Genomic DNA, 24,296 nt, shown 5'->3' with positions numbered 1-24,296 from the left:
TCGAACGCGTTGACGCTCCACGCACCGTTCAGTCCTCGCGGAGGCTCGGGTGCGTCTCCTGGTCGTCGGGGTGCGGTTCCGTGAAGCGCTCCCGCGTGGTCTCGAGCGACTCGGCCTCGCGCCGCCGACGCTCCTCGTCGTCCATCTCCTCACATCCCGGCGGGATCGGCCGGCCGCGATCGGAGAAGTACCCCTCCGGGGCGACCCAGTCGTGGTAGAACGGCCGGTCGTCGTCCTCCAACAGCGTGACCGCCACCTCGGCGCCGTGGCCGGCACACACCGCCGCCTGGTGCGGCTTCTCCGCGAGCCGCCCGGCCGCGTACAGCCCCTCGACGCCGGTCCGTCCGCGCTCGTCCGTATCGACGAACGTCTTTCCGCGGTCGATGAGGCCGACGCCGTCGACGTCCTCGAGGTAGCCGGTCGCGTTTTTCGTCGCCGCGACGACGTATCGCGTTCGGATCCGGTCGTCGTCGTCAGTCGTGATCGCGAACCGAGGCCCGCTCGAAGCGGAGTCGTCCGGCCCGTCCGAACTTACAGGGTCGTCGCCGTCGACGAGCGCGACGCGGGTGACTCGAGCGCTCGCCCGGACCGCGCCGGCGTTCCCTGCCTGTTCGCCGAGCAGGTCGAGCAGGCGGCGCGCGTTGACGCCGACGGGGAATCCGGGGAAGTTCTCCAGATGGGCGTTCCGGCGGAGGATCGAGCCGCCCGCGTCGACGACGAGCGTGTCGAGGCCGTGACGGGCCGTGAAGACGGCCGCCGAGAGCCCGGCGGGACCGCCCCCGACGACGACGACGTCGCGGTCGGACATCTACGGATCACCCGCGATGGCGTTCGCGACCCGTTCGCGGTCGAACAGGCGTTCGGTCTCGGAGAACTCGGGATACCCGTCGCCGTCCTCGTAGCGGGGCCACTCGCCGAACGTCTCGGGATACAGCTGTTTCGCGGTCATCTCGATCTGGAACAGGTTCATGATCGGTCCCTGGTACCGCATTCCCTGCGCGTGGAGCCGGTCGTTCCGCACCGCGGCCAGGTCCGCGCCCACGGGATGGTCCCGGAGCGTCGACCGGAACTCCGCCATGCTCCGCGAGGGCGTGAACCCCCAGAGGTGGAGGATCACGTCGGGGTCGGCCTCCGCCATCGCCTCGAAGTCGACCTCGCCCCAGAGGCCGCCCCACTCCTCCTCGGCGAAGGCGTCGACCGCGCCGAGCGGCCGGGTGTCCGCGAGCCAGTATCCCGGCTCGTTCAGGTGGTAGGTGTAGAAGGACTCGCCGTCGGCCGCCAGCGAGACGCGCACCGCGGTCGGGCGCTCCTCGTTCGGCGGGAGGTCGCTCCGGATCATCTCGAGGAGGTCCTCGTGGACCGCCGCGAGCGCCTCGTAGCGCTCCCGTTCGTCGAAGACGTCGGCGACGCCGCCGAACACCTCCCACAGGTCGTAGTACTCGTAGTCGTCGTACCCGGAAGGGGGAGCGGCCCGCGTCCCGCTGTAGAAGTTCCCGAACCACGGCGCGACCCGCGAATCGATCTCCTCGACGTCGCTCCGGTCCCAGTTCTCCTGTGTCGACGCCCACGCGGGGTCCGCGAGGTGGACGTCGGCGTCGAGGTCGTAGAGCCGCTCCTTCGCGAGTCCCTCGCTCAGCGGGTCGAAGAGGTCCTCCCACTCGAAGGAGACGCCCTCCAGGTCGCCGTAGTAGCGGTTCATCGTCGTTCCCGACATCTCGGGGACGTAGACGGCGGTGACCGCGTCGCCGTGGCCCAGCGCCACCGCCATGTCGGCGTACCCCGTGAAGACGGTGAAGACCCGTTCGGGAACCGAATCGAACTCGACGGTGCCCATCGGCGAGAGCGTCGCGGCGTGTCCCGCGCCGTCTCCCTCCGTCTCCGCGGAACCGTCCGCGTCGTCGTCGGGCTCTCCGTCGGTCGCGTCGCTCGCCGGGGACGATCCGTCCTCGGCCGTTTCGCCCGTGTCGGCCGTCGGATCGCCGCCCGTACAGCCGGCGAGCAGGCCGCCGAGAGCGACCGAGCCGCCGCATTTGATCGCATCCCGTCGCGTCGGTCCGTCGATCGCGTCCGAACCGGTCGGATCCGTGTCGTGTACGTCGTCTGTGTCGTTCATGTCAAAACACCCCGTTGATCACGTCCGCGACGCGCTCCCGGTCGAACAGTCGTTCTCCCTCCGGGATCTCCGGATACGGTCCCTCCTCGTAGCGGGGCCACTCGCCGAAGGTCTCGGGGTAGAGCTGTTTCGCGGTCATTTCCAGTTGGAAGAGGTTGATGATCGGCCCCTGATATCGGGCACCCTGCGGATGGACCCGATCGTTTTCCACCGCGGTGACCTCCGAACCGACCGGGTCCTCCTCGAAGGCGGTCCGCCGGCCGGCCATGTCCGTTCCCGGCTCCATGCCGCCGAGGTAGAGGATCACGTCGGGGTCGGCCTCGAGTATCGTCTCGAAGTCGACGACGGTACCGGACTCGATGCTCCCCTCGAACGCGTCTCGCGGACCGAGCGGGCGCGTGTGCGATGTGAGGAAGCCGGGGTTGCTCAGCGTGTACGCGTAGATCTCCTCGATGTCGGCGGCGGCGATCATGACCACGGTCGGCCGCTCTCCTTCCGGCGGAAGCCGCGACTCGATCGTCGACAGGAGCCCCTCGTGGACGCTCGCGAGTGCCTCGTACCGCTCGGGCTCGTCGAAGGCCTCGGCGACGAGTTCGAACTGTTCCCAGAGACCGTAGTACTCGTAGCCGTCGGCCCACTCCGGCGTCGGATCCTGGTGGCGGTCGCTGAGGGAGTTGCCGAACCACGGCGAGACCCTCTCGGCGACCTCGTCGATGTCCGCTCGGTCCCAGGCGTCGAGCTGCGTGATCCACGCGGGGTCCGCGAGGTGGACGTCGCTGTCGAGTTCATACAGCGTCTCCTTGTCCGGCTCCCACGAGGAGTAGCGTCCCGACCAATCGAGCGAGACGCCCGGAAGACGCTCGACGAACTGGTTCCAGAGTCCATCGTAGTAGTCGGGCGCGTGCATCGCGGTGATCCCGTCGCCCCGTCCCAGCGCGAACGCCATGTCGGCGTGGTGGGTGAGCCGCGTGAAGACCGTCTCCGGCGGCGACTCGAACGTCACCTCGCCAACCGGCGAGATGGACGCCGTGTAGCTCTCGTCGCCGGCGTCGTCCGTCGCCGCTTCGTCGCCCTCCGACGCCCCGCCGCCCGTGCAGCCGGCGAGCAGGCCGCCGAGAGCGACCGCGCCGCCGTACTTCGCGACCGCTCTGCGGGTCGGTTCCCCGTCTACCGCGTCCTCCTTGCGCATACTTTTAGGCCAGCCTAAACAAATTTAACCGTTCCGATCTTTAGGCCTACCTAAAACAATCGACACGACCGCCCGCGCGAACAGATCAATCCGCGTGACGCGCGCGGATGGGCGTCACTCGCGGCCCGCGGTCGGTGGAGACGACGTCGGCGTCGACCCTGAAGACGTCCGCGAGCAGGTCCTCGGTGACGATCTCCTCCGGCGGACCGCGAGCGCGGATCTCGCCGTCCGCCAGCGCGACCATGCGGTCCGCGAGCCGTGCGGCCTGCTCGATGTCGTGGAGGACGACGACCACCGTGACCTCGCTCTCGTCACGCAGGGTCTCGATGATCTCCATCACCTCCATCTGGTGGTGGAGATCGAGGAACGTCGTCGGCTCGTCCAGAAGGAGCACGTCGGTGTCCTGTGCGAGCACCATCGCGATCCACGCCAGCTGTTTCTGTCCGCCGCTGAGGCTGCCCACCTCCCGGTCGCGCAGGTGGCCACAGCCGGCCAGGTCGATCGCACGATCGACCGCCCTCGCGTCCTCCGTCGTCGTCCGCTCGAAGAAACCGCGATGCGGATACCGACCGTGATACACCAGGTCCTCGACCGTGATGCCGTTCGGCGAGGTGCTCTCCTGGGAAAGCAGCCCCAGCTTCCGGGCGAGCGCCTTCGTGTCCATCGAGTGAACGTCACGGCCGTCGAGCAGCACCGAACCGTCCTCGGGCGCCAGCTGGTTCGCGAGCGCCTTCAGGAGGGTGCTCTTTCCCGATCCGTTCGGGCCGACGAGCGCGGTGACCGCCCCGGGCGCCGCGGCGATCGACTCCCCGTCGACGACCGGCTCCTCGGCGTCCGGGTACCCCAACACGAGCCCCTCTCCGCCGAGGTCGCTCGCGTCGTCGTTCGCGGCGTCTCCGGGGCGTTTCGCGGCCGTCGAGTCCGCCGTTTCGTCGGTTCCGTCCGCCGCGTCGGTTCCGTCCGTTTCGTCCGTTCGAGCCCGTTCGAGTCCGTCGATCGACATTCAGATCTCACCCATGTGTTGTTGTCTCCGCATCAGGAACAGGAAGTACGGCCCGCCGACCAGCCCCGTCACGATCCCGACCGGGACCTGTGCGTCCGCCCCCGTGATCACGCTCATTCCGAGCCGTGCGCCGACGTCGGCGCCGACCATCAGCGCCGGGCCGACGAACAGGCAGCCGACGATCAGCCGCTTGTAGTCGCTGCCGACGAGGTTTCGAACCACGTGGGGGACGATGAGGCCGACGAAGCCGACGATACCCGCCACCGCGATGCTGGCGGACGCCGCGAGGACCGCGACGCCCGACAGCGCGAACCGGACCTTCTCGATCGACATCCCGAGCGCCTTCGCGGTCCCCTCGCCGAGCAACAGGAGGTTCAACTGCCGCGACCCCGCGATCGAGAGCGCCACCGCGACGAGCGTCCACGGCAGCGCCAGTCGAACCTGTTCCCAGTCGGTACCGGTGAGCGATCCCGTGGTCCACGCGATCGCCGACTGGACGACGCCGATGTCGTCGGCGAAGAAGAACAGCGCCGTCTGTAGCGAGCTGAAGACGGTCCCGACGATCACGCCCGCGAGCACGAGCCGAACGGGGCTGGTCCCGTTCTTCCAGGCGATCGCGTACACGATCAGGAACGCGAGCGACCCTCCGAGCGCCGCGAAAAGCGGGAGGAACGCCGAGAGGCTCCCGAAGACGACGAGCGTCAGCAGGATGGTCAGCCCCGCTCCCGAGGAGACGCCGAGGATGAACGGGCTCGCCAGCTCGTTTCGCGTCACCGCCTGGAAGATGGCCCCGGAGACCGCGAGGTTCGCGCCGACGAGGGTCCCGACGACCACCCGCGGCAGCCGGATGTTCCAGACGATGAGCGTCTCGCGGGTCAGCCGTGGAAGCTCGCCGCCGAACCCGGTGATCGTCCGCATCAGGTCCTCCCCGACGAGGAAGTTGAGCAGCCATCGCGGATCGAACAGGACGGCGGGATCGAGGACCGCACGCCACGCCTGGCCGACCGTCATCGAGTAGGCGCCGAAGCTCACCTGAACGAGCCCGGCGGCGACGATCACCGCGAGACTGCCGACCGCGACGGCGATCAGCTTCGCGTCGAACAGCCATCCGACCGAGCCCCGGTCGATCGGTCGTCGTCTCGAGGTCCCTTCCCCCGCGGTCGACTCGCCGCCGACCGTCGACCCTTCGCCGCTCATCGGGCGTCGCCCTCGACGGCTTCGGTGTTCTCGGGGTCGTCCCCGTCCATCCCCCCGGCCACGTACTCGGCGATCGCCCCGTCGTCCAGCGCGTCGAGCAGCGCGTCGGCGTCGTGGGCGTCGACGACGGCGCTCGGGTCCAGTCGTTCGGCCACGGCCCGCTGGCCGGCCGCCGCCCGCGACTCGATCTGCTCGGCGTCGACGTACGCCGACAGGGCCTCGTCGACGGCTGCCTCGCGAACTCGCGCGAACCGGTCCGAGTCCGGATCGACCGGCGCGTCGGCGTGGTGTGTATCGAACCACTCGCACCAGCGCTCGCGGTCGGCCCATTCGTCGTCGAGCTCGGCCTCACGGCGGAGCCAGTCGACGCCCTCAGCCGCCGCGGGCCACCAGCCGTCGTCGATCCGGATGTCGGCGACGACCCGCTTGCCGACCCGGGCTCCGCGCGCGGCGGCCGTGATGGCCTGCCGATCCGCCTCGGACGGGGTGGCGACGTAGAGCCCGTCGATCGGCGTCGTTCCGTCCCGATCGGCGTACTCGCGGTCGAAGTGCTCCGTCGTCTCCCCGTGGTGTTCGCGGGTCTCGAACATCGCGTCGTCGTCGAGCCCGCGGAGGTACTCGCCGCCGTACCGTGTGGCCGCGACGACTCGACGGGCAGTGACGGGCTCGCCCTCCTGAAGCGTGACGCGGAAGCCCGCGTCGGTGCGGGGATCGCCGGAGTCGCCGACGCGGTCGGATCCGTCGTCGAGGCGGCCGGCGTCCTCCTCGGAGGGGTTCCACCACTCGACCGACTCGACGAGGTCCGGGACGACCGTACAGCCCGCCCGTCGAAGGTGGTCGTGCGTGAGGTCGGAGAACGTGCCGACGTCGATCCCCGCGGGAAACCCGAGGTAGTTCTCCAGGTGCGCACAGCGGGCGATCGACGACCGGCCCCGATCGAAGACCGTCACGCTCGATCCCCCGCGAGCGATGAAGACGCCGGCGGACGCACCCGCCGGACCCCCGCCGACCACGACGACGTCGCGATCGACCGGGTCGGTCACGTGCCGCCTCCGTTCGCGATGCTCGTGGGTTTCTCCCGGTCGAACGAACCCACTCGGTCGAACGGCTCCGCACCGTCGACGCGACCCGCAGGGGCCCCGGCGTCGACGGTCCTGCCGCCGTGTCCGGCGGCGTCCTGCCGGATCGTCTCGTCTTCACCCGTCCGTCTCGCCATAGATTTAGGCCCGCCTAAAGGATTAAATCGTTTTCGAATCCTCGCCGTCCGTTTTCAACGAACGCATCGGTCGAGACCGCGTTCCGACGGGAAGCCACAACGACACGCCTTTTCCCGGGCCGCGTGTGGAGCCCGTATGGACCCGAAGCGGGAGCTATCGAGCATCGACCTGAGCGCGCTCGTCACCGAGCTCGGCCGGTACGAGGGCGCGAAGGTCGACAAGGCGTACCTCTACGACGACGACCTGCTCCGGCTGAAGCTGCGCGACTTCGATCACGGTCGCGTCGAACTCATGATCGAGGTCGGCGACGTGAAGCGCGCCCACGCCGCCGATCCCGAACACGTCGCGGACGCGCCCGGCCGGCCGCCGAACTTCGCGAAGATGCTGCGGAACCGGCTGTCGGGTGCGGACTTCGCGGGCGTCACCCAGTACGAGTTCGACCGGATCCTCACCTTCGAGTTCGAGCGCGAGGACGAGAACACGACGCTCGTCGCGGAGCTGTTCGGGCAGGGCAACGTGGCCGCGCTCGACGAGACGGGCGAGGTGGTCGGCTCGCTGTCGACCGTCCGGCTCAAGTCCCGCACGGTCGCGCCCGGCGCGCAGTACGAGTATCCCGCCTCGCGGCTCAACCCCCTCGACGTGAGCCTCGACGCGTTCGTCCGGCACATGGACGAGTCCGACACCGACGTGGTCCGGACGCTCGCCACCCAGCTCAACCTCGGCGGCCTCTACGCCGAGGAGGTGTGCTCCCGTGCGGGCGTCGAGAAGGAGACCCCGATCGACGAGGCGGACGAGGGAACCTACCGGGCGCTCCACGGGGCGCTCGAACGCATCGCCGAGCGCCTCCGCTCCGGCGACATCGACCCGCGCGTCTACGAGGAGCCGCTCGAGGGATCGGAGGACGGGGAAGTCGACGACTCGAACGCGGAGTCGGCGGACCGCCCCGTCGTGGACGTCACGCCGTTCCCGCTATCGGAACGCGAGGGACTTCCGAGCGTGGGGTTCGACTCGTTTAACGCCGCCGTCGACGAGTACTTCTACCGGCTCGCGCGCGACGACGAGGAGACGGGAGACGCCCCCGCGGACGCGTCGCCCTCCCGCCCGGACTTCGAGGAGGAGATCGCCAAACAGGAGCGGATCATCGAACAGCAACGCGGCGCGATCGAGGGGTTCGAGGAGCAGGCCGAAACGGAGCGCGAGCGCGCCGAGCTCGTGTACGCCCACTACGACCTCGTCGACGAGGTCCTCTCGACGGTCCGGGAGGCCCGCGGGAACGACGTGTCGTGGGAGGAGATCGAGGCGACGCTCGAGGAGGGGGCCGAACGGGGGATCGCGGCCGCGGAGACGGTGATCGACGTCGACGGGAGCGCGGGAACCGTCACGGTCGAACTCGGCGAGGACGACCTCGCCGTCGAGCTCGAGGCCGACGACGGCGTCGAAGTGAACGCCGACCGGCTCTACCGGGAGGCGAAACGGATCGAGGAGAAGAAGCAGGGTGCCGAGGAGGCGATCGCGTCGACCCGGAAGGAGCTGGAGGCGGTAAAGGAGCGAAAGGCCGAGTGGGAGGCGGCCGACGAGGAGCCCGGCACCGACGGTAACGCCGAGGGCGACGAGGACGACGAGGAGTACGAGATCGACTGGCTCTCGCGCACGTCGATCCCGATACGGAAGCCGGACGACTGGTACGAGCGGTTCCGCTGGTTCCACACCTCGACGGGCTACCTCGTCATCGGCGGGCGCAACGCCGACCAGAACGAGGAATTGGTGAAGAAATACATGGGCAACCACGACCGGTTCTTCCACACGCAGGCACACGGCGGCCCGGTGACGCTGTTGAAGGCGGCGGGGCCGTCCGAGTCGGCGGACCCCGTGGACTTCTCCGAGGAGACCCTGCGGGAGGCCGCACAGTTCGCCGTCTCGTACTCATCGGACTGGAAGGACGGCCGCGGCGCGGGCGACGCCTACATGGTCGAGCCGGATCAGGTGTCGAAGACGCCCGAGAGCGGCGAGTACATCGAGAAGGGGAGCTTCGTGATCCGCGGCGACCGCACCTACTTCGAGGACGTTCCCTGCCGGGTCGCCGTCGGCGTCCAGTGCGAGCCCGTCACCCGCGCGATCGGCGGGCCGCCGTCGGCGATCGTGGAGCGGGCGGCCGCCCACGTCACGCTGGAGCCGGGGATGTACGCGCAGAACGACGCCGCGATGATGGTGTATCGGACGCTCAAGGAGCGCTTCGCCGACCAGTCGTTCGTGCGGAAGGTCGCGAGCGCCGACCAGCTCCAGGAGTTCCTGCCGCCGGGGGGCTCGGACGTCGTCGACTGAGGGATCGGGTCGGCCTCGCGCCGACGGCGTCGAGCTACCGACGCGATTCAGCCCGCCGCCGGCGGTTCGCGTCCGCTTCACGACGGAGTGCCTCTCGGTGTTCGTCCCAGGTGGCGTACGTCCGCTTCGGCGTCGCTCCGACCGGGACGCGAGTTCTTGTATGCATGGTATTGTCACCACATTATATACTACTCGTCAAGATATAATCCCTTTTCTCGATCTCGGATACGTTTTTCGTGACTTTCTCGCGCGCCGGTTCGCCTCGGAGCGCGACCCTTTCAAGGCCCCGTGACCGAGCGTAACCATGAGCTTCGAGGCGCTCCCCGACGGGTGGCGGGTGTGGAACGAGGAGCCGAGCGGCCGGGCCATCCTCGTCTACCGGCCTGACGTCTTCGACGGCGACGACGTCCCCGCCGAGTGCCTGCCGACGATCTACCTGACGAACGGCGCGCGGAACGCCCGCCCGGGGTCGGGCCAGTACGCGACCGACGAGTGGCACGTCGTCCTCTTCTTGGAGCCCGAGATCGAGGCGGTCGCCGAGACGTACGAGTCGCGCGAGGCCGGCACGGACGCGGCCGTGGCCGTCGCCGAGCGGTTCGCCGCCGGCGACGTGGACTACCGGGCGGCCTATCAGGTCCCTCGTGAAGCGTACTTCGAGCGGTTGGACGAACTGGTCGGCGGGGCGTGATCGACCGCGGGCGGACGGTTCTCCCGGTCGCCGCCTCCCGCACGAGATGATCCACACTCGTGGATAAGACGTGCCCTCCATGAGGTCACGAACGCCACGAACACGAGGGTTTTTATCGATTCCCGTCCCAGGGTCGGGTACATGAACGCCGGTGGGGATCACGCCGACGACGAGCCGCGAGAGAAGTGCGGCGTCGTCGGCGTCTCGCTCGCGGAGAGGGACGCCGCGCGGCCGTTGTACTACGCGCTGTACGCGCTCCAACACCGCGGCCAGGAGTCGGCGGGGATCGTCACGCACGACGGCTTCCAGCAACACGGCCACGTCGAGCGCGGGCTCGTCGGCGACGCCTTCAAGCCGGGCGACCTGGAGTCGCTGGCCGGCTCGACGGGCATCGGCCACGTACGCTACCCGACGGCCGGAAGCCTCGACAAGAGCTGTGCACAGCCCTTCTCGGTGTCCTTCAAGTCCGGATCGCTCGGGCTCTCGCACAACGGGAACCTCGTGAACGCGGACGAGGTGCGCGAGGAGCTGGCCGCGGCCGGCCACGCGTTCACCTCCGACGGCGACACGGAGGTCATCGCCCACGACCTCGCGCGGAACTTACTCGAGGAGGACCTGGTCCGCGCGGTCAAACACACGATGAACCGGATCCACGGCTCGTACTCGCTCGCGATCACGCACGACGACACCGTCCTCGGCGTGCGCGACCCGATGGGGAACCGGCCGCTGTGTCTCGGCAAGCTCGACGACGGCTACGTGCTCGCCAGCGAGTCCGCCGCCATCGACACCCTCGACGGGGAGCTGATCCGTGACGTCCGGCCGGGCGAGCTCGTCGTCCTCGAGCCCGACGGCTCCGGCTACGACACCTACCAGCTCGTCGAAGCGGACTCGACGGCCCACTGCTTCTTCGAGCACGTCTACTTCGCGCGACCCGACTCCGTGATCGACGGCGACCTCGTCTACGAGGTGCGTCGCGAGCTCGGCCGGAAGCTGTGGGAGGAGTCGGGCGTCGAGTCCGACGTGGTGATGCCCGTCCCCGACTCCGGGCGGGCGTTCGCCTCCGGGTACGCCGACGCGGCCGCGGAGACGACCGTCGACGGCGAGCCACGGATCGAGGAGGACGGCGGGATCGAGTTCGCGGAGGGGCTGATGAAGAACCGGTACGTCGGCCGGACGTTCATCATGCCGACGCAGGACGAACGCGAGCGCGCGGTCAGACTGAAGCTGAACCCGATCCGCTCGACCGTCGAGGGGAAGTCGGTCACCATCATCGACGACTCGATCGTTCGCGGGACGACCTCGACGCAGCTCGTCGAACTGGTCCGTGAGGCGGGCGCCGAGGAGGTCCACCTCCGGATCGGCGCGCCGCCGATCGTCGCGCCCTGTTACTTCGGGATCGACATGGCGACACGCGACGAGCTCATCGCCTCGGACAAGTCGACCGAGGAGATCCGCGACCGGGTCGAGGCGGACTCGCTGTCGTACCTCTCGATCGACGCGGTCGCCGAGGCGCTCGACGCGAGCCGGGCCGACCTCTGTCTGGGCTGTGTGACCGGCGAGTATCCCTTCGACGTCGAGGGAGAGGAGACGGACCGGCCGGTCGACAGCCCGTCGACGAGCGCGCCGGCGGCGGACGACTGAACCGCTCTCCGGCCGGTCCGAACGCGTCGGGTTCTCGGCCACGCGGAACGTATCGGGAGCTTAAATACGGCGACCGTTCGACATGCGCGTATGACAGGGAACGCCGACGAGGCGTCGATGAGTCGTCGCGGGCTCCTCAGGACGGGCGGCGCGGGCGCCGTCGCGGCGGCGGGGCTCGCGGCCGGCAGCGGGACCGCGGCCGCCCAGTACGACGGGTGGCTGGACGACGTCGGGAACTACGACGGCACCCACGACTACCGCGGGCAGGACGAGGTCACCGTCGAGGTCGGCGCGGGTGATACCGGTCTGCTCTTCGGCCCGGCCGCGATCCTGATCGATCCCGGGACGACCGTGGTATGGGAGTGGACCGGCCAGGGCGGCGCACACAACGTCGTCGCGAACGACGAGACGTTCGACAGCGGCGAGAGCGTCGACGAGGAGGGGTACACCTTTGAGTACACCTTCGAGGACGCGAGCGAGGGCGACGTCTTCAACTACCTCTGTGTCCCCCACGAGGCGGTCGGCATGAAGGGATCGGTCGCGATCGGCGACGTCGACGACGACATCGTGAGCCCGGACGGCGGCGGAGAGGGCGACGGTGGAGGCGGCGACGGCGATGGCAGCGGTGGAGGGGACGGCGAGGGCAGCGGCGGAGAGGACGGCAGCGGAGGCGGCCGTGACCTCTCCGCGAGCGACGTGGGCGCGCTCGCCCTCGGTCTCGGGGTCGCCGGCTCGCTGCTCGTGCCGCTGTTCTACGCGGCCCACCGCAAGGCGGAGAAGAACCGGTAGCGCGACGGACGTTCTCGATCCTTCTCGATCGAACCGTAGTCTCCTCTCGACGTCGCCTCTCGACTCCTCTCCTCGAGGACTCCTTCCGTCAGAAAAAGTGGTACAGGAGAAGGTAGACGCCGATCCCCATCGCGAAGGAGACGAGCCAGAGGACCGCGCCGACGAACCCGACCTGTGCGTGGCGGGTGTGGTACAGCTCCTCGTACGGCCGTGTGGCCGCAAGGATCAGCGCGTAGAAGACGAAGGGAATACAGACGATCGCGAACAGGATATGGATCGCGAGGAACGGGAGGTAGAGGTAGGTGTAGACGGCTTCCGGGCCGGGGAACTCCGTGGTTCCGACGAGGACCAGTCGGTAGAGGTACCCGGCGAGGAAGGCGGCGAACAGCGCGAACGACGCCAGCATGAACGCCCGGTGCCGTCGGACGTTCCCGCGGGCGATCGCCCGCCAGCCGAGGAGTATCGTGGCGATCGCGGTCGCGGAGATCGCGGCGTTCAGGTGCGGGATCGCGGCGAGCGTCGCGTCGCTTGCACGCGGAAGGAGGCTGCTCGGAACCACGCCGCCGACGGCCCCGAAGACGAGCGCGAGCGACACGACGGAGGCGACGGCGGTCAGAGACGGGACGTTCTCGCGGGCCCACTCTCGCATGTCTCGTTGATCGGTTCGAAGCGCAAAACCGGTGCCGGTCCCGGCGCGTCCGTCGGCGACGATCCGCCCGCGTCCGTCGGTGCCATCGGTCGGCACGCCGGTGTCGAATGGAAGGGCTTTTAATCTGGGACGGGGTACGACGAAACGCGAGAAAACGACGCGAGCGTGGGTAGCCAAGCCAGGCCAACGGCGCAGCGTTGAGGGCGCTGTCCTGTAGAGGTCCGCCGGTTCAAATCCGGTCCCACGCATCGCACGGCGGCACACCCGCCACACCGATGCACGGTGTTGTCTCTACGACAGCACCCACGCACAATTCCTACGAACGCCACGCCACGAGTGGTTACTCTCAGTGGATGTCGATGCAGGGGACATCGTCAAGCCACGATCACTCGGTCGGACGATGCTGTTCTCGTTTATAATCCGTACGTAGGCGTGCACACGTTCAAAGCCCCAGCTGCCCCTTTGAGTCCCGCCCCGCACAACTCCGCACCTCACGACTCCCCAGCCTCGTCACCGGACTACGTCCGGTTTCAAGCGAGAGCGGAGCTCTCGCCCTGTCGCTCACTTCGTTCGCGACGTCCCTCGCGAGCTCCTCGCGGGCCGGTGGCCCGCTCGGAGGCGCGCCACCGCCTCGTTCCGGATAAGTCACGTCGCCGATGCCGATCTCCACCGCGCATTCCCACGGTCGATCGGTGCTCGCGCGAACTGCCACCCTTTTAGTCGCGCGCCGTCGGAGTGGGGCGTAATGAGTACGGACGCGAACCCCGAGTACGACCACGAGGAGTTGGGCCTCGTCGCCGGGCTGGAGATACACCAGCAGCTCGACACGGCGACGAAGCTGTTCTGTGACTCCCCGACCGTCGAGCGCGACCCCGCGGCGGCCGACCGGGAGATCACCCGTCGGCTCCATCCCACGAAGAGCGAGCTGGGCGAGCTCGACCAGGCCGCCGTGGAGGAGAGCCGGGTCGACCGCGAGTTCACCTACCTCGCGTACGACACGACCTGTCTGGTCGAGGAGGACGACGAACCGCCCCGCCGCGTCGACGAGGAGGCGCTGTCGGTGGCGCTCCAGATCGCCGACCTCCTCGACGTGAGCGTGGTCGACCAGGCGCACGTGATGCGGAAGCTCGTGATCGACGGCTCGAACACCTCCGGCTTCCAGCGGTCGATCCTGCTCGGACAGGACGGCGAGATCGAGACGAGCGACGGGACCGTCTCCATCGCGGACCTCATGTTAGAGGAGGAGTCCGCCAAACGCGTCGAGGAGACCGACGACGGCGTCGTCTACTCGCTCGACCGGCTCGGCGTCCCGCTCGTCGAGATCGGGACCGGACCGGACATACGGAGCCCCGAGGGAGCGAAGGAGGCCGCGGAACGCATCGGCATGCTGCTCCGCTCGACTGGAGCGGTCAAACGCGGGCTCGGAACGATCCGTCAGGACGTGAACGTCTCCATCGCCGAGGGTGCGCGAGTCGAGGTCAAGGGCGTTCAAGACCTCCAGGGGATCGAGGACATCGTCCGCGGCGAGGTGGGGAGACAGGCCGAGTTGCTCGCGATCCGCGACGAACTCCGCGAGCGCGACGCGAGCGTGGGCGACGTCCGGGACGCCACCGAGGTGTTCGCCGACACCGACTCCGGCGTGATCCGGGGGGCGCTCGATTCTGGCGGGAAGGTGACCGCGGTTCCGATTTTCGGCTTCAGCGGGCTCGTCGGCCGGGAGATAGGGCCGGACCGCCGGCTCGGCACGGAGCTGTCGGACCACGCCAAACGCCACGGCGCGGGCGGGATCTTCCACACCGACGAGCTGCCCGCCTACGGCGTGACCGCGGCCGAGGTCGACGACCTTCGCGAGGCGGTCGGCGCGGGCGAGGCGGACGCGGTGGCGATCGTCGCCGCCGACCCCGAGACCGCGGACCTCGCGATCGAGGCCGCGGCCGAGCGCGCGGAGGCCGCGATCGAGGGCGTTCCGGAGGAGACGCGCGGCGCGAACGACGACGGGACGACCCGATACCTCCGGCCGCTGCCCGGCGCGGCGCGGATGTACCCCGAGACCGACGTGCCGCCGGTCGAGCCCGACCCGTCGGACGTCGACCGACCGGAGCTGCTCGACGAGAAGACCGACCGGTACGTGGAGTCGTTCGACCTCGACCGCGGGCTCGCCGAGCAGGTCGCGTTCGGTCGGCGGTTCCCGACCTTCGAGGCCGCCGTCGAGCGCGGCGTGGATCCGACCTTCGCCGCCTCGACGCTGGAGTCGACGGCGACGGAGATCAGGCGGGACGGCGCGCCCGTCGAGAACCTCACCGCCGACCACTTCCTCGCGGTCTTCGACCTCGTCGAGTCGGGCGACCTCGCCAAGGAGGGCGTCCCGGAGGTGCTCTCGACGCTCGCGGAGGACCCCGAGCTGACGGCCGAGGAGGCGGTCGAGGCGGCGGGCCTCTCGGGCGTGAGCGACGAGGCGGTCCGCGAGGCGGTCCGCGAGGTCGTCGATCGCAACGCCGACCAGGTCGAAGACGAGGGGATGGGCGCGTTCTCGGGACTGATGGGCGAGGCGATGGGCGCGCTTCGCGGGAAGGCGGACGGCGAGGTCGTCTCCGACGCCCTCCGCGAGGAGATCGCGGAGCGTTCGTAGGGCTCTCCGGGATCATCCGGCTCCCGGATTCAACCCGGTTGAACTCCCGCTCAGCCGTCGAGATACGCGTCGACGAGCGTCGCCTCCGCCTTCCGGAGGTGTGCCCCCGCCGTCGAGGACGAGCAGCCGAGCGCGTCGGCGACGTCCGCGATCGACCCGGTGCGCGGCACGTCGTAGTACCCGACCCGTCGCGCCGCACGGAGGGCTTCCCTCTGCCGGTCGGTCACCTCGACGCCGGCGAGCCGGCGGCCGCCGGCGTACGACCCGATCCGGTCGACGTCGGCGTCGATCGGATCCGGGAGCGCCGCGAGCGCGTCACGCAGTTGGTCCGGCGGACCGACGACGCCGAACGAGAGCCGTCCCTCCGGGCGGTACACCACGGGCGGAACCGAGAGGAACTCGGTCTCGAGGAACGCGCCGAGGAACGCGTCGAGGGGACCGTCGAGCGTCTCGTGTACTCTGAGGTGGAACGTCTCGACGCTCCCGTCGGTTCCGCCAGCACCGCCGCCGTCGGGTGGAGGCCCGTCAGGCGGCCCGACCTCGAACCGCTCGATCGAATTGACGGCCCGTAATCGTTCGAGGTACGGCTCCCGCGGCGCGGTGACTCGAAACAGCGTCGCGAGCGTCCCGTCGTCGAGGCGTCGCCAGGTCAGAAGCTCCGAGCGCCAGTTCTCGTCGCCGTCGAGGAAGTCGTGCATCGGATGTCGGATCGACGGCGGGAACCGGAACTCGACGTGGACGTACCGCATGCGGGAGGCGTCGGTCGCCGGCGACTTGAAGGTACGAGACGATACGGGCGGGTTCACGCAAAAGGACGCGGACGTGTCCGCCCGAAGCGTCAGCACGCGCCGACGTCCATTCGGAGACATGAGTGACTCGGTTCGGCGACACGACGGCGAGAACGATCGACGCGTAGTCGACGGGACCGATGTGAGGGACCCCGGCGACGAGGTCGTCACCGACAACGGGGCCGCCGCACGACCGCCGGAGTCCGACGGACTTCCCGTCCTCGGCGACGTCCATTCGATCGCGGCCGACGCGCTCGGCTTCTACGAACGCCGGGCCGCCGAACGCGGCGGCGTCGCCCGGTACGACGTGTTCGGCACGGAGAGCTACCTCCTCACCGATCCGGACGCGATCCGTCGGGTCCTCGTCGAGGACCACGCGAGCTACGTGAAAGGCGAGATGCCCCGCGAGCAGCTCGGAAACCTCCTCGGAAACGGGCTCTTTCTCGCGGAGGGCGAGACGTGGCGCGAACAGCGGACCGCGATGCGGTCGGCGTTCTTCCGCGAGCGCGTCGACGGATACGGCGACGCCATGATCGACCACGCCCGGGGGATGGTCGACGATTGGCGCGACGGCGACGCCGTCGACGTCCACGAGGCGGCCACGGAGTACGCGTTCTCGGTCCTCGCCGAGGGGCTCCTCGGCGACGACATCGAGGGCGAACGGGAGACGGTACGGGCGGCAGCGGAGAGCATCACCGAGCGCTTCGACATGCGACGGCTGACCTCCTTCCTCCCCGAGTGGGTTCCGACGCCGATGAACCGGCGGTATCGCCGCCGCCTCGACGCGCTCCGGGAGACGCTCCGTGACCTCGTCGCCGAACGTCGTGCCGCCGGCCCGCCCGCGGATCCGGGGTCGGCGGACGACCTGCTGGGGACGCTCGTCGCGGCCGCGGAACTGGGAGCGATCGACGACGACGAACTGCTCGACAACGCCGTGACGTTCCTGTTCGCCGGCCACGAGACGAGCGCGCTCGGGCTGACCTACACCCTCCACGCGCTCGCGACGCGCCCCGACTTCCAGGAACGAGTCCGCCGGGAGGTGGGCGCGTTCGACGACGATCCCACGCCGGTCGAGGTCCGCGACTGTCCGGCGCTCACCGCCGCGGTCGACGAGGCGCTCAGGCTCCGCCCGCCCGTTCACTCCTTCTTTCGGGAGCCGACCGAGCCAGTGATGCTCGGTGGATACCGGCTCCCCGCCGGCGTCGTGGTGACGCTCTCGCCGTGGGTCGTCCATCACGACGATCGGTGGTGGGAGGATCCCGAGACGTACCGGCCGGAACGGTGGCTTCGAACGTCGCCGTCGGGTGCGGTGTCGGTCGGCGACGACACGCCCGGTCCGGCCGTCGGGGAGCGGCCGGAGTACGCGTACTTCCCCTTCGGCGGCGGGCCGCGCCACTGTATCGGTATGCGGTTCGCGCGGCAGGAACTGCGGCTCGCGACCGCGACGCTCCTCCGGCGGGTTCGACTGAAGGCGGTGGACGAGGAGTTGACGCTCCGCGCCAGCGCGAACACGCGACCCGCGGGACCGGTGCGCGTCAGGGTCCGCGAACCGGACGGGAGGCTCGAGTCCGCCGACGGCTAGACGTACGCCAGCGGGACCATCACTGCGGCACCGAGGAGCACCCCGCCGACCAGTTCGCGCTTGCCGCCGTAGGGGAGCCCCTCGCCCGCGTCGAGGGCCTCGGGAAGGAACTCCGTGAGGACGAGGTAGATCATCGCGCCGGCCGCGAACCCGAACCCGTACGGCAGGAACTCCCGAGCGATCCGGACGAACGCGAACGCGATCACCGCGCCGATCGGCTGTGGCAGACTCGAGAACACCGCCCACCACACCATCTTCCACTCCGGGACGTCCATCGCCCGCAGTGGGATCGAGATCGCCGTCCCCTCGGGGACGTTGTGGATCGAGATCGCGAGGGTCATGAAGACCGCGAGCGCGGGCACGGTGAACCCGAGGACCGAGACTCCACCCTCCAGCCCGAGATCCGCGAACGAGACGCCGACGGCGACGCCCTCGGGAAAGCTGTGAACGGTCAGAACGCCGAGGATCAACACGAGCTTGCGGAAGTCCGCCTCCTCGTACTCCTTGGGGTCGACGTCGGCGTCAAGGAGCACCTCGTGGGCCACGATCACGAGGACGACGCCGGCGGCCATCCCGACCGCGACCTCACCGACCGTCCCCTCGGCCAGCCCCTCGTCGATCAGCCCGAACAACGACGCGGTAACCATGATACCGGAGGAGAGTCCCCAGAGAACCACGTTTCCGCGGTCGCCGATGGACTCGAAGAAGAGGAACGGGATCGCGCCGAGCCCGGTAGCGAGCGCCGTGACGAGCCCGGCGACGAAGACGAAGACGAGGTTCTCGAGGAGCGCCATCCGTGTCCGAACTCCTCGCCGGGACGACAAATTCGTGACGGATGAGGCTGCGAGATCCGGATCGCCTCGATCGCACCGTCCGACCCGTCGGAAATCGCCGGGGTTTCCGAAACTCACCGCTCCGCGTCGGGCGCACGCTCGGCCAGGACGGGGATCTCGTCCAGACGCTCCGCGTCGAGCGCGTCCCAGTCGACGCCCGGGGGACGCTCGGCGGTGCTCTCCGTCCGGATCACGCGCTCGGGCGTCACGACGAGATCGAGGGGCACGTCGTGTCGGTCGGGCTCGGGGAGTACCGTCGCGTCATCGACGGGCGACGGAGCGTCGTCGACGACCTGGAGTTCGTGAACCGTCGTCGCGACCGTCGTGTCGTCGTCGACCGCGTCGAGCTCGCGGAGGACCGCCCACTCCAGGTCGCTGTAGCCCTCGCCCTTGCCGATCCGGGCTCCGTCGGTCGTGACCGCGACCGAACCCGAGACGACGAGGTCGACGTGGGGCACGTCCTCGGGCGCGGTCGGGACGCCGTACTCGGAGATCCCCGAGACGGTCATGGCCGCGTCCGCGTCGTCGATCTCGGCGGGATCGAGCCGAAGGAACGGATCCGGGTCGCGGAGCCGGGGCTGGGCCACGTAGACGGTCTTGCCGGCGCGGAGCGCGGCCCGACGAACCGGCAGCTGCGGGGCGTCGGGATTGGCCTTGAGCGTCGTCGCCGACTTCCACTCCGCGGTCTCGGTTAGCCGATCACGGGCCTCGTCCGCGCCCGCGAAGTTGGGGATCCGGTCGTGCGGCGGGAAGGGGAACCGGGCGATCCCGCGGTCCTCGAGGGCGTCCCAGAGTGCCGTCTGGACCTCCCGTTTGTCCATGTTCGTCATGTATGCATCGTGTGGAGGGCGCGCGATTAAGCGGTTCCGGGAACGTCCCGTCGATCCCCGGTCACGCTCCTCGTTCCGGCATCGATCTCGCCGATCCGCCGTCGATCGTCGATGTAAGTTTATATACTCCCTGTGAGATCGTTCGGGCATGCTCGAAGACGGACTGTCGTATCCGCTGCGCGGCGACTGGATCGGACGCGTACTGATCGGCGGCGTTTTGGGATTCCTCTCGGTGCTGTTGCTCCCGGCATTCGTCATCCTCGGATACCTCGTTCGGGTCCTCGAGACGACCGTCGAGGGCGCGGAGGACCCGCCGGAGTTCGAGGACTGGGGCGACCTCCTCGTGAAGGGGATCATCGGAACCGTCATCACCGTCGCGTACACGTTCGTTCCGGTGCTCGCGTACGGGATCCTCGTCTTCGTCGTGATCGGTGCCGGCGGGGCGATCGGCGGCGACGCTGGCGCGATCGTGGGAGTGCTCGGAGTGCTCTTAGCGCTCGCGTTCCTGCCGGTGTTGCTCTTAGTCTACTACGCGGTTCCCGCGGCGCTGACCGCCTACGCGGCCCGCGGCGAGATCGGTGCCGCTTTCGACGTCAGTCTCCTGAAACCGACCCTGTTGAGCACGGAGTACCTCGTCGCGATCTTCATGCCGCTCGTGGTCACGTTCGTCCTCTGGATCGCGACGGGGATCCTCGCGATCACGGTCGTCGGACTGCTCCTCGTCCCCTTCCTCCAGTTCTACGGCCAGGTCGCGGTGTTCCGGATGTTCGGCTCCGCGTTCGCGACCCAGAGCGACGAACTCGACGCCGGCTCGGCCGACCCCGCGGAGCCGATCGACCCGACTGATTCGACGGGATCGGTGTGAGACCGGACGGAACGTGAGATCGGGGAGGATCCGAGACCGACGGGGAGCCGACCGGGCGATCCTCCCCATCCCCACCGTGGCTCGGAACGGTCGCCCCCGCGACGCGCCATTTAACCCGCTCGCCGGCGGAGTGGCGGTATGTTCGAAGACCGGCCGGACCGCGACGCGGAGGTCGTCCTCGTGGGACGATCCAACGTCGGCAAGTCGACGGTGATGCGCGAGTTGACGGGTCACGACGTCTCAGTCGGGGGGAAACCCGGCGTCACCCGCCAGCCGAACCACTTCGACTGGACGAGCGAGTCGTTCATGTTCACGGACCTCCCCGGCTTCGGCTTCATGTCGGGCGTCGAGTCGGAGCGCCGCGAGGAGATCAAAACCGACGTGATACGGTACGTCGAGGAGAACGCCGAGCACGTCCTCGCGGGCGTCGTCGTCCTCGACGGGAAGAGCGCCGTCGACATCATCGACCGCCACCGGGAGCGCGGGAACGTCCCCCACGACGTGGAGATGTTCGCGTTCCTCGAGGACGTCGGCGTCGACCCCATCGTGGCCGTGAACAAGACCGACAAGATCGACGACCTCGACGAGCGGCTGAACGAGATCTGCGACCGGCTCGGCCTCTACCCGCCGTGGCAGCAGTGGTCCGACACGGTCGCGCCCATCTGTGCGAAACGCGGCGACATCGACGCGCTCGAGGAGTGTCTCCGTGACCGGTTTCACGAGCACAACCGCGACGACCTGTTGAAGTTCGTCTCGTAGGTCGGGTTCCGTCTCGGATGTCCCGTCCCACGGCGCGATCCGATCGAACGCGGTTCCGAGACGAACGGCTACAAAGCCCCAGCCGGGCGGCGAGCGTGCGCCCGCAGCCCGGCTGCCCCTTTGGATCCCACCCGACCGCCCAACACCGCACCTCACGCCTCCCCAGCCTCGTCGGTCGCCGTCGGCGATCGACTCCCTCGCGCGGTCGTTCGCGGCCCGGTGGGCCGCTCACGGCACGCGCCGACCGCTCGGTGGTTGGCAGTCTAGAACTCCAGCCCGACCGCGTCCTTGCTCGGCTTGAGCGGGCTCCTCGGGTACGGCGGGGTCGCTTCCGGGTCGTTGAACGCGTCGGGGGCGACGTCGTTGGGGGCGGCCGGGTAGAACAGCGCGGCGAGCGTCTGGATCGCGGTCCGCCCGCTCGCCAGCTCGAACTGGCCGCCGCCGTACATCGTGATCCCCTCCTCGCGACAGTACGCGATCGTCTCGAGGAGCGACTCGAGCGTGCCGAACCGAGAGGGTTTGACGTTACACCACCCGGGCTCGACGGGCAGCGATTCGATCGCGTCGACCCCGTCGATCGGGTAATCGAACGAGAGGCGGTCGGCCTGCGGTTCGAGGAGCGGCCGCGTCTCGGCCGTGAACGCCGCATCCTCGATCACGGCGGCGGGGAAGGCCGCGAGCGTGTCGCGATACAGCTCGGGGTCGGCGGGCACGTCCACGTCGGTCCCCTCGTACCACCCCTTCAGGTCGAGAACCCGGACCGCGTCCGTCTCGCGCAGGCGCTCGAACGCCGAGTCGGGCCAGTCGGGCGTCGGGTCGAGCTTGAACTCCAGGTCGTCGTCGACCGCGAGCAACTCTTCCACCCGATCCGCCGTCGGCGGATCGCCGAGCCGCGTCGAGACGACGAACCGAACGGGATCCGGCTCGATCCCGAGGTACTCCCCAAGGCTCGTGTCGGCCTGGCGCAACCCCAGATCGAGCGCGGCGCTCTCTACGGCCCACCGTCGATAGTTCCGGGAGGCCTTCTGTTCGGGAGGCTTCGCGGCGAAGAGGTCGACGTCGCCGAGGGCGGCCGACAGATCGGCGATCGTCCACTCGCCCTCGAGATCGATCGGGTCGGTCCCGGCGAGCGCGTCGTGGTCGGCGGCGTCGTAGGTGACGTCCTCGCCCCGCCCGACCAGGCCGTCGCCGGTGAGCCGGAACTCGGTGGTGGTCCGCTCGAACCCGCTCGTCGTGTCCGCGGTGTACCGCCGCCGGTCGACCGATTCGATCGTGACGGTGAGGTCCGCGATCCGCTCGTACGCGCTCATGGGTCGTCCGACGCCGCCCGGGGACTTAAACAGGCGTCGTAACCGAGGATTCGTTCGACCCGCGAAACGGCTCAGCCCTGAACGCGAAGCGTCTCGACGCGGGTCCAGAGCGCGAGGAAGATCGGCACGACGGTGAGTACGACCGCACCCGCGGCGGCGACCTGGAGGACGGTCGTGGTGAACCACGGAAGGCCGTCGCGGTACGGGAGCGACGTGTGGGTGACCCCGCCGATCACCGGAACGAAGTAGTCCATCAGGAGGTCGACGGTGTACCACGCGGTCGCGATCCCGACCGCCCGAACCGGGAAGTCGGTCATCCGGTGGAGCACGAACGCCTGAAGCACCATTCCGAGGTGGCTCACGAACAGGAACGCGTACAGCGCGGGCCCCGCGTTCGCGAGGAACTCGGGGTAGAAGACGACGAGCACGTACGGGGTCCACAGCCCGAGCTTGACGTTCCCGAAGAAGGCGAGGGCCGCGAGCGTGTCGCTGGAGCGGCCCACCGCCCACGACGCGAACGCGAGCGCGATGAGTAGCGTCGCCCCGGGACTGTCGGGAACGAACGGCCACATCTCGACGGGCACCCGCGCGAACTGGAAGCGGTAGTACCAGAAGCCGAAGGCGGTTCCGAGGAGGTTGATCGCGACGATGACCCAGACGAACCGGTAGGCGACGTCCTCCAGCGCCGCCGGGAGCGGCGCGACCCACCGAGTCGGTCGGCCGTCCTCCGAGGATCCGCGCTCGGGCGGGTCGCGGCCGAGCGCGCCGACGATGTCCATGACCGTGGCTCGACCCGCCGGTTCAAAGCCGTGGCGGTCGCGGGCGGAGGCGGGCGGGGACGGGCGGTCGCGGTCCTGATCGGACCGTTCGTCCGCGACGAAAAGGGCTATGGGGGCCGGGCCGGAACCGTGGGGCATGCGCCCGCGAACGCTGCTCGCGTTGCTCCTCGTCGTCCCCCTCGCCGACGCGTTGTTCCTCGTCTTCGTCGCGACGCGACTCGGGTGGCCGATGACCGTCGGGCTCGTCGTGTTGACGGCGATACTCGGGATGCTGCTCCTGCGCGCCGAGGGACGCGCGACGCTCGCGCGGGTCCAACGGAAGCTCGCTCGCGGCGAGCCCCCGACCGACGAGCTGCTCGACGGCGGGCTCCTCATCGCCGCCGGCGCGTTCCTGCTCACCCCCGGATTGGTCACCGACGCGCTCGGATTCCTCCTCGCGTTGCCGCTCACGCGGGTCCCGACCCGGATGGCGGTCAAGCGGTACGTCGTCGTCCCGTACATCGACAGCGAGACCGGCGGGTTCGCCACCGGAAACGTGTACATCGGCGGCTTCCCCGGCGGGGATGCCACCGGAGGCGACGGCGGGTTCCCGGGTGACGCCGAGGACTTCCCGGGCGGCTTTCCGGGTTCGTCCGGAGACGACGGGGGTCCCTCGGGCGGCATCGGTGGTAGCGAAGCAAGGGGAAGCGGATCCGACGACGACCCGGAGGACGTCGTCGACGTGGAGTACACGGTCGAGGACGACGATCCGGACCGCGAGCAGCGCTCCGAGTGAACGTTCGGACCCCGTTCGGGTCTCGCGATCCGGTCACAAACCGCGTGACGGCGGCGCGCTATTGAAAGGAAACCCTTAAAATCCTACCCACGAAAGCACCTGATGCGCTCACCTGGGCCAATAGCTCAGTCAGGTTGAGCGCTCGGCTGATAACCGGGAGGTCCACGGTTCAAATCCGTGTTGGCCCACCTACTGTACGCACGGTCTTTGGCCGTGCGGGATTGGTGGGCTGGGACTCCCCAGCCACCCAATTTCGGCGTTCTAACGCTCCTGAGAAGGAGGTGAAAAAACGTAATCCGATCTCCTCGAGCTCGTCGTCGGTCATCCACACTTGTACT

At 69.2% G+C, this 24,296-nt stretch carries 22 protein-coding genes and 2 tRNA genes; 11 read left to right on the top strand and 13 right to left on the bottom strand.

The annotated features are described in order from the left end of the window. Window positions 1-28: 28 nt before the first annotated feature. From EAO78_RS05195 to EAO78_RS17860, 7 genes are all read right to left on the bottom strand, one after another. Window positions 29-808 (bottom strand): FAD-dependent oxidoreductase, encoded by a 780-nt coding sequence (locus tag EAO78_RS05195; RefSeq protein WP_122104786.1) that lies wholly within the window; start codon window positions 806-808, stop codon window positions 29-31. Beyond that, window positions 809-2,113 carry an ABC transporter substrate-binding protein gene (locus tag EAO78_RS05190; protein ID WP_122104785.1) on the bottom strand — a complete coding sequence of 435 codons (1,305 nt, stop codon included), beginning with the start codon at window positions 2,111-2,113 and terminating at the stop codon, window positions 809-811. A gap of 1 nt (window position 2,114) precedes the next feature. Further along, window positions 2,115-3,302, bottom strand: coding sequence for an ABC transporter substrate-binding protein (locus tag EAO78_RS05185; RefSeq protein ID WP_122104784.1), 1,188 nt, complete (start codon window positions 3,300-3,302; stop codon window positions 2,115-2,117). An 85-nt stretch (window positions 3,303-3,387) separates the two neighbouring features. Further along, window positions 3,388-4,305, bottom strand: a complete 918-nt coding sequence (locus tag EAO78_RS05180; protein ID WP_122104783.1) for an ABC transporter ATP-binding protein — start codon at window positions 4,303-4,305, stop codon at window positions 3,388-3,390. After that, window positions 4,306-5,502, bottom strand: a complete 1,197-nt coding sequence (locus tag EAO78_RS05175; RefSeq protein WP_122104782.1) for a FecCD family ABC transporter permease — start codon at window positions 5,500-5,502, stop codon at window positions 4,306-4,308. Beyond that, window positions 5,499-6,545: an FAD-binding protein gene (locus tag EAO78_RS05170; RefSeq protein WP_122104781.1), complete on the bottom strand. Its 1,047-nt coding sequence runs from the start codon at window positions 6,543-6,545 to the stop codon at window positions 5,499-5,501. The genes EAO78_RS05175 and EAO78_RS05170 overlap by 4 nt, the downstream gene beginning before the upstream one ends. After that, the gene (locus EAO78_RS17860; RefSeq protein WP_162498049.1) at window positions 6,542-6,718 is read right to left on the bottom strand and encodes a hypothetical protein; all 177 of its coding nucleotides are present in this window, start codon (window positions 6,716-6,718) and stop codon (window positions 6,542-6,544) included. The genes EAO78_RS05170 and EAO78_RS17860 overlap by 4 nt, the downstream gene beginning before the upstream one ends. A 136-nt stretch (window positions 6,719-6,854) precedes the next feature. On the opposite strand from EAO78_RS17860, the gene rqcH reads away from it, so the two are divergent. The 4 genes from rqcH (at window position 6,855) to EAO78_RS05150 (ending at window position 12,159) form a co-directional block, all read left to right on the top strand. Continuing rightward, window positions 6,855-9,041 (top strand): ribosome rescue protein RqcH, encoded by a 2,187-nt coding sequence (rqcH, locus tag EAO78_RS05165; protein ID WP_122104780.1) that lies wholly within the window; start codon window positions 6,855-6,857, stop codon window positions 9,039-9,041. A 304-nt stretch (window positions 9,042-9,345) separates the two neighbouring features. Further along, window positions 9,346-9,729: a DUF5820 family protein gene (locus EAO78_RS05160; RefSeq protein ID WP_122104779.1), complete on the top strand. Its 384-nt coding sequence runs from the start codon at window positions 9,346-9,348 to the stop codon at window positions 9,727-9,729. 141 nt (window positions 9,730-9,870) lie between these two features. Further along, a complete protein-coding gene (purF, locus tag EAO78_RS05155) occupies window positions 9,871-11,370 on the top strand; it encodes an amidophosphoribosyltransferase (protein WP_122104778.1) in 1,500 nt (499 codons plus the stop codon). 90 nt (window positions 11,371-11,460) lie between these two features. Further along, window positions 11,461-12,159, top strand: a complete 699-nt coding sequence (locus EAO78_RS05150; protein WP_122104777.1) for a halocyanin domain-containing protein — start codon at window positions 11,461-11,463, stop codon at window positions 12,157-12,159. An 88-nt stretch (window positions 12,160-12,247) separates the two neighbouring features. Here the strand turns inward: EAO78_RS05150 and EAO78_RS05145 are convergent, their stop codons facing one another. Next, window positions 12,248-12,808, bottom strand: coding sequence for a DUF420 domain-containing protein (locus EAO78_RS05145; protein ID WP_122104835.1), 561 nt, complete (start codon window positions 12,806-12,808; stop codon window positions 12,248-12,250). Between the two features lie 163 nt (window positions 12,809-12,971). On the opposite strand from EAO78_RS05145, the gene EAO78_RS05140 reads away from it, so the two are divergent. Then, a tRNA-Leu gene (locus EAO78_RS05140) sits at window positions 12,972-13,056 on the top strand. A gap of 497 nt (window positions 13,057-13,553) precedes the next feature. Beyond that, window positions 13,554-15,437, top strand: a complete 1,884-nt coding sequence (gatE, locus tag EAO78_RS05135) for a Glu-tRNA(Gln) amidotransferase subunit GatE (RefSeq protein WP_122104776.1) — start codon at window positions 13,554-13,556, stop codon at window positions 15,435-15,437. A gap of 50 nt (window positions 15,438-15,487) precedes the next feature. On the opposite strand, the gene EAO78_RS05130 is transcribed toward gatE, so the two are convergent. Next, window positions 15,488-16,186: a helix-turn-helix domain-containing protein gene (locus EAO78_RS05130; protein ID WP_122104775.1), complete on the bottom strand. Its 699-nt coding sequence runs from the start codon at window positions 16,184-16,186 to the stop codon at window positions 15,488-15,490. Between the two features lie 118 nt (window positions 16,187-16,304). Between EAO78_RS05130 and EAO78_RS05125 the strand changes: the two genes are divergently transcribed. Continuing rightward, on the top strand, window positions 16,305-17,807 hold the full coding sequence (locus EAO78_RS05125; RefSeq protein ID WP_122104834.1) for a cytochrome P450: 1,503 nt from the start codon (window positions 16,305-16,307) through the stop codon (window positions 17,805-17,807). On the opposite strand, the gene EAO78_RS05120 is transcribed toward EAO78_RS05125, so the two are convergent. Both EAO78_RS05120 and EAO78_RS05115 read right to left on the bottom strand, forming a co-directional pair. Beyond that, window positions 17,804-18,601: a ZIP family metal transporter gene (locus EAO78_RS05120; protein WP_122104774.1), complete on the bottom strand. Its 798-nt coding sequence runs from the start codon at window positions 18,599-18,601 to the stop codon at window positions 17,804-17,806. The two genes, EAO78_RS05125 and EAO78_RS05120, sit on opposite strands and share 4 nt — an antisense overlap. Window positions 18,602-18,714: 113 nt before the next feature. Beyond that, window positions 18,715-19,461: a 5-formyltetrahydrofolate cyclo-ligase gene (locus tag EAO78_RS05115; RefSeq protein ID WP_122104833.1), complete on the bottom strand. Its 747-nt coding sequence runs from the start codon at window positions 19,459-19,461 to the stop codon at window positions 18,715-18,717. Between the two features lie 157 nt (window positions 19,462-19,618). On the opposite strand from EAO78_RS05115, the gene EAO78_RS05110 reads away from it, so the two are divergent. Then, a complete protein-coding gene (locus EAO78_RS05110) occupies window positions 19,619-20,335 on the top strand; it encodes a DUF4013 domain-containing protein (RefSeq protein ID WP_122104773.1) in 717 nt (238 codons plus the stop codon). A 138-nt stretch (window positions 20,336-20,473) separates the two neighbouring features. After that, entirely contained in the window at window positions 20,474-21,094 is a 621-nt protein-coding gene (engB, locus tag EAO78_RS05105; protein WP_122104772.1) for a GTP-binding protein EngB, read from the top strand. 263 nt (window positions 21,095-21,357) lie between these two features. On the opposite strand, the gene EAO78_RS05100 is transcribed toward engB, so the two are convergent. Together EAO78_RS05100 and EAO78_RS05095 are read right to left on the bottom strand one after the other, a co-directional pair. Beyond that, the gene (locus EAO78_RS05100) at window positions 21,358-22,404 is read right to left on the bottom strand and encodes an enolase-like domain-containing protein (RefSeq protein WP_122104771.1); all 1,047 of its coding nucleotides are present in this window, start codon (window positions 22,402-22,404) and stop codon (window positions 21,358-21,360) included. A 71-nt stretch (window positions 22,405-22,475) separates the two neighbouring features. Continuing rightward, window positions 22,476-23,183, bottom strand: a complete 708-nt coding sequence (locus EAO78_RS05095) for a DUF1405 domain-containing protein (protein ID WP_122104770.1) — start codon at window positions 23,181-23,183, stop codon at window positions 22,476-22,478. A gap of 136 nt (window positions 23,184-23,319) precedes the next feature. On the opposite strand from EAO78_RS05095, the gene EAO78_RS05090 reads away from it, so the two are divergent. Together EAO78_RS05090 and EAO78_RS05085 are read left to right on the top strand one after the other, a co-directional pair. Beyond that, the gene (locus EAO78_RS05090) at window positions 23,320-23,958 is read left to right on the top strand and encodes an FxsA family protein (protein WP_122104769.1); all 639 of its coding nucleotides are present in this window, start codon (window positions 23,320-23,322) and stop codon (window positions 23,956-23,958) included. A gap of 114 nt (window positions 23,959-24,072) precedes the next feature. Continuing rightward, window positions 24,073-24,146, top strand: a tRNA-Ile gene (locus EAO78_RS05085). Window positions 24,147-24,296: the final 150 nt, after the last annotated feature.

Origin of the sequence: Halobellus captivus, from assembly GCF_003697845.1 — an archaeon.
In the GTDB taxonomy this organism is placed as follows: domain Archaea; phylum Halobacteriota; class Halobacteria; order Halobacteriales; family Haloferacaceae; genus Halorubrum; species Halorubrum glutamatedens.
The sequence above is the reverse complement of the archived record's forward strand: the minus strand, read 5'-3'. Positions and strand labels throughout refer to the sequence as shown.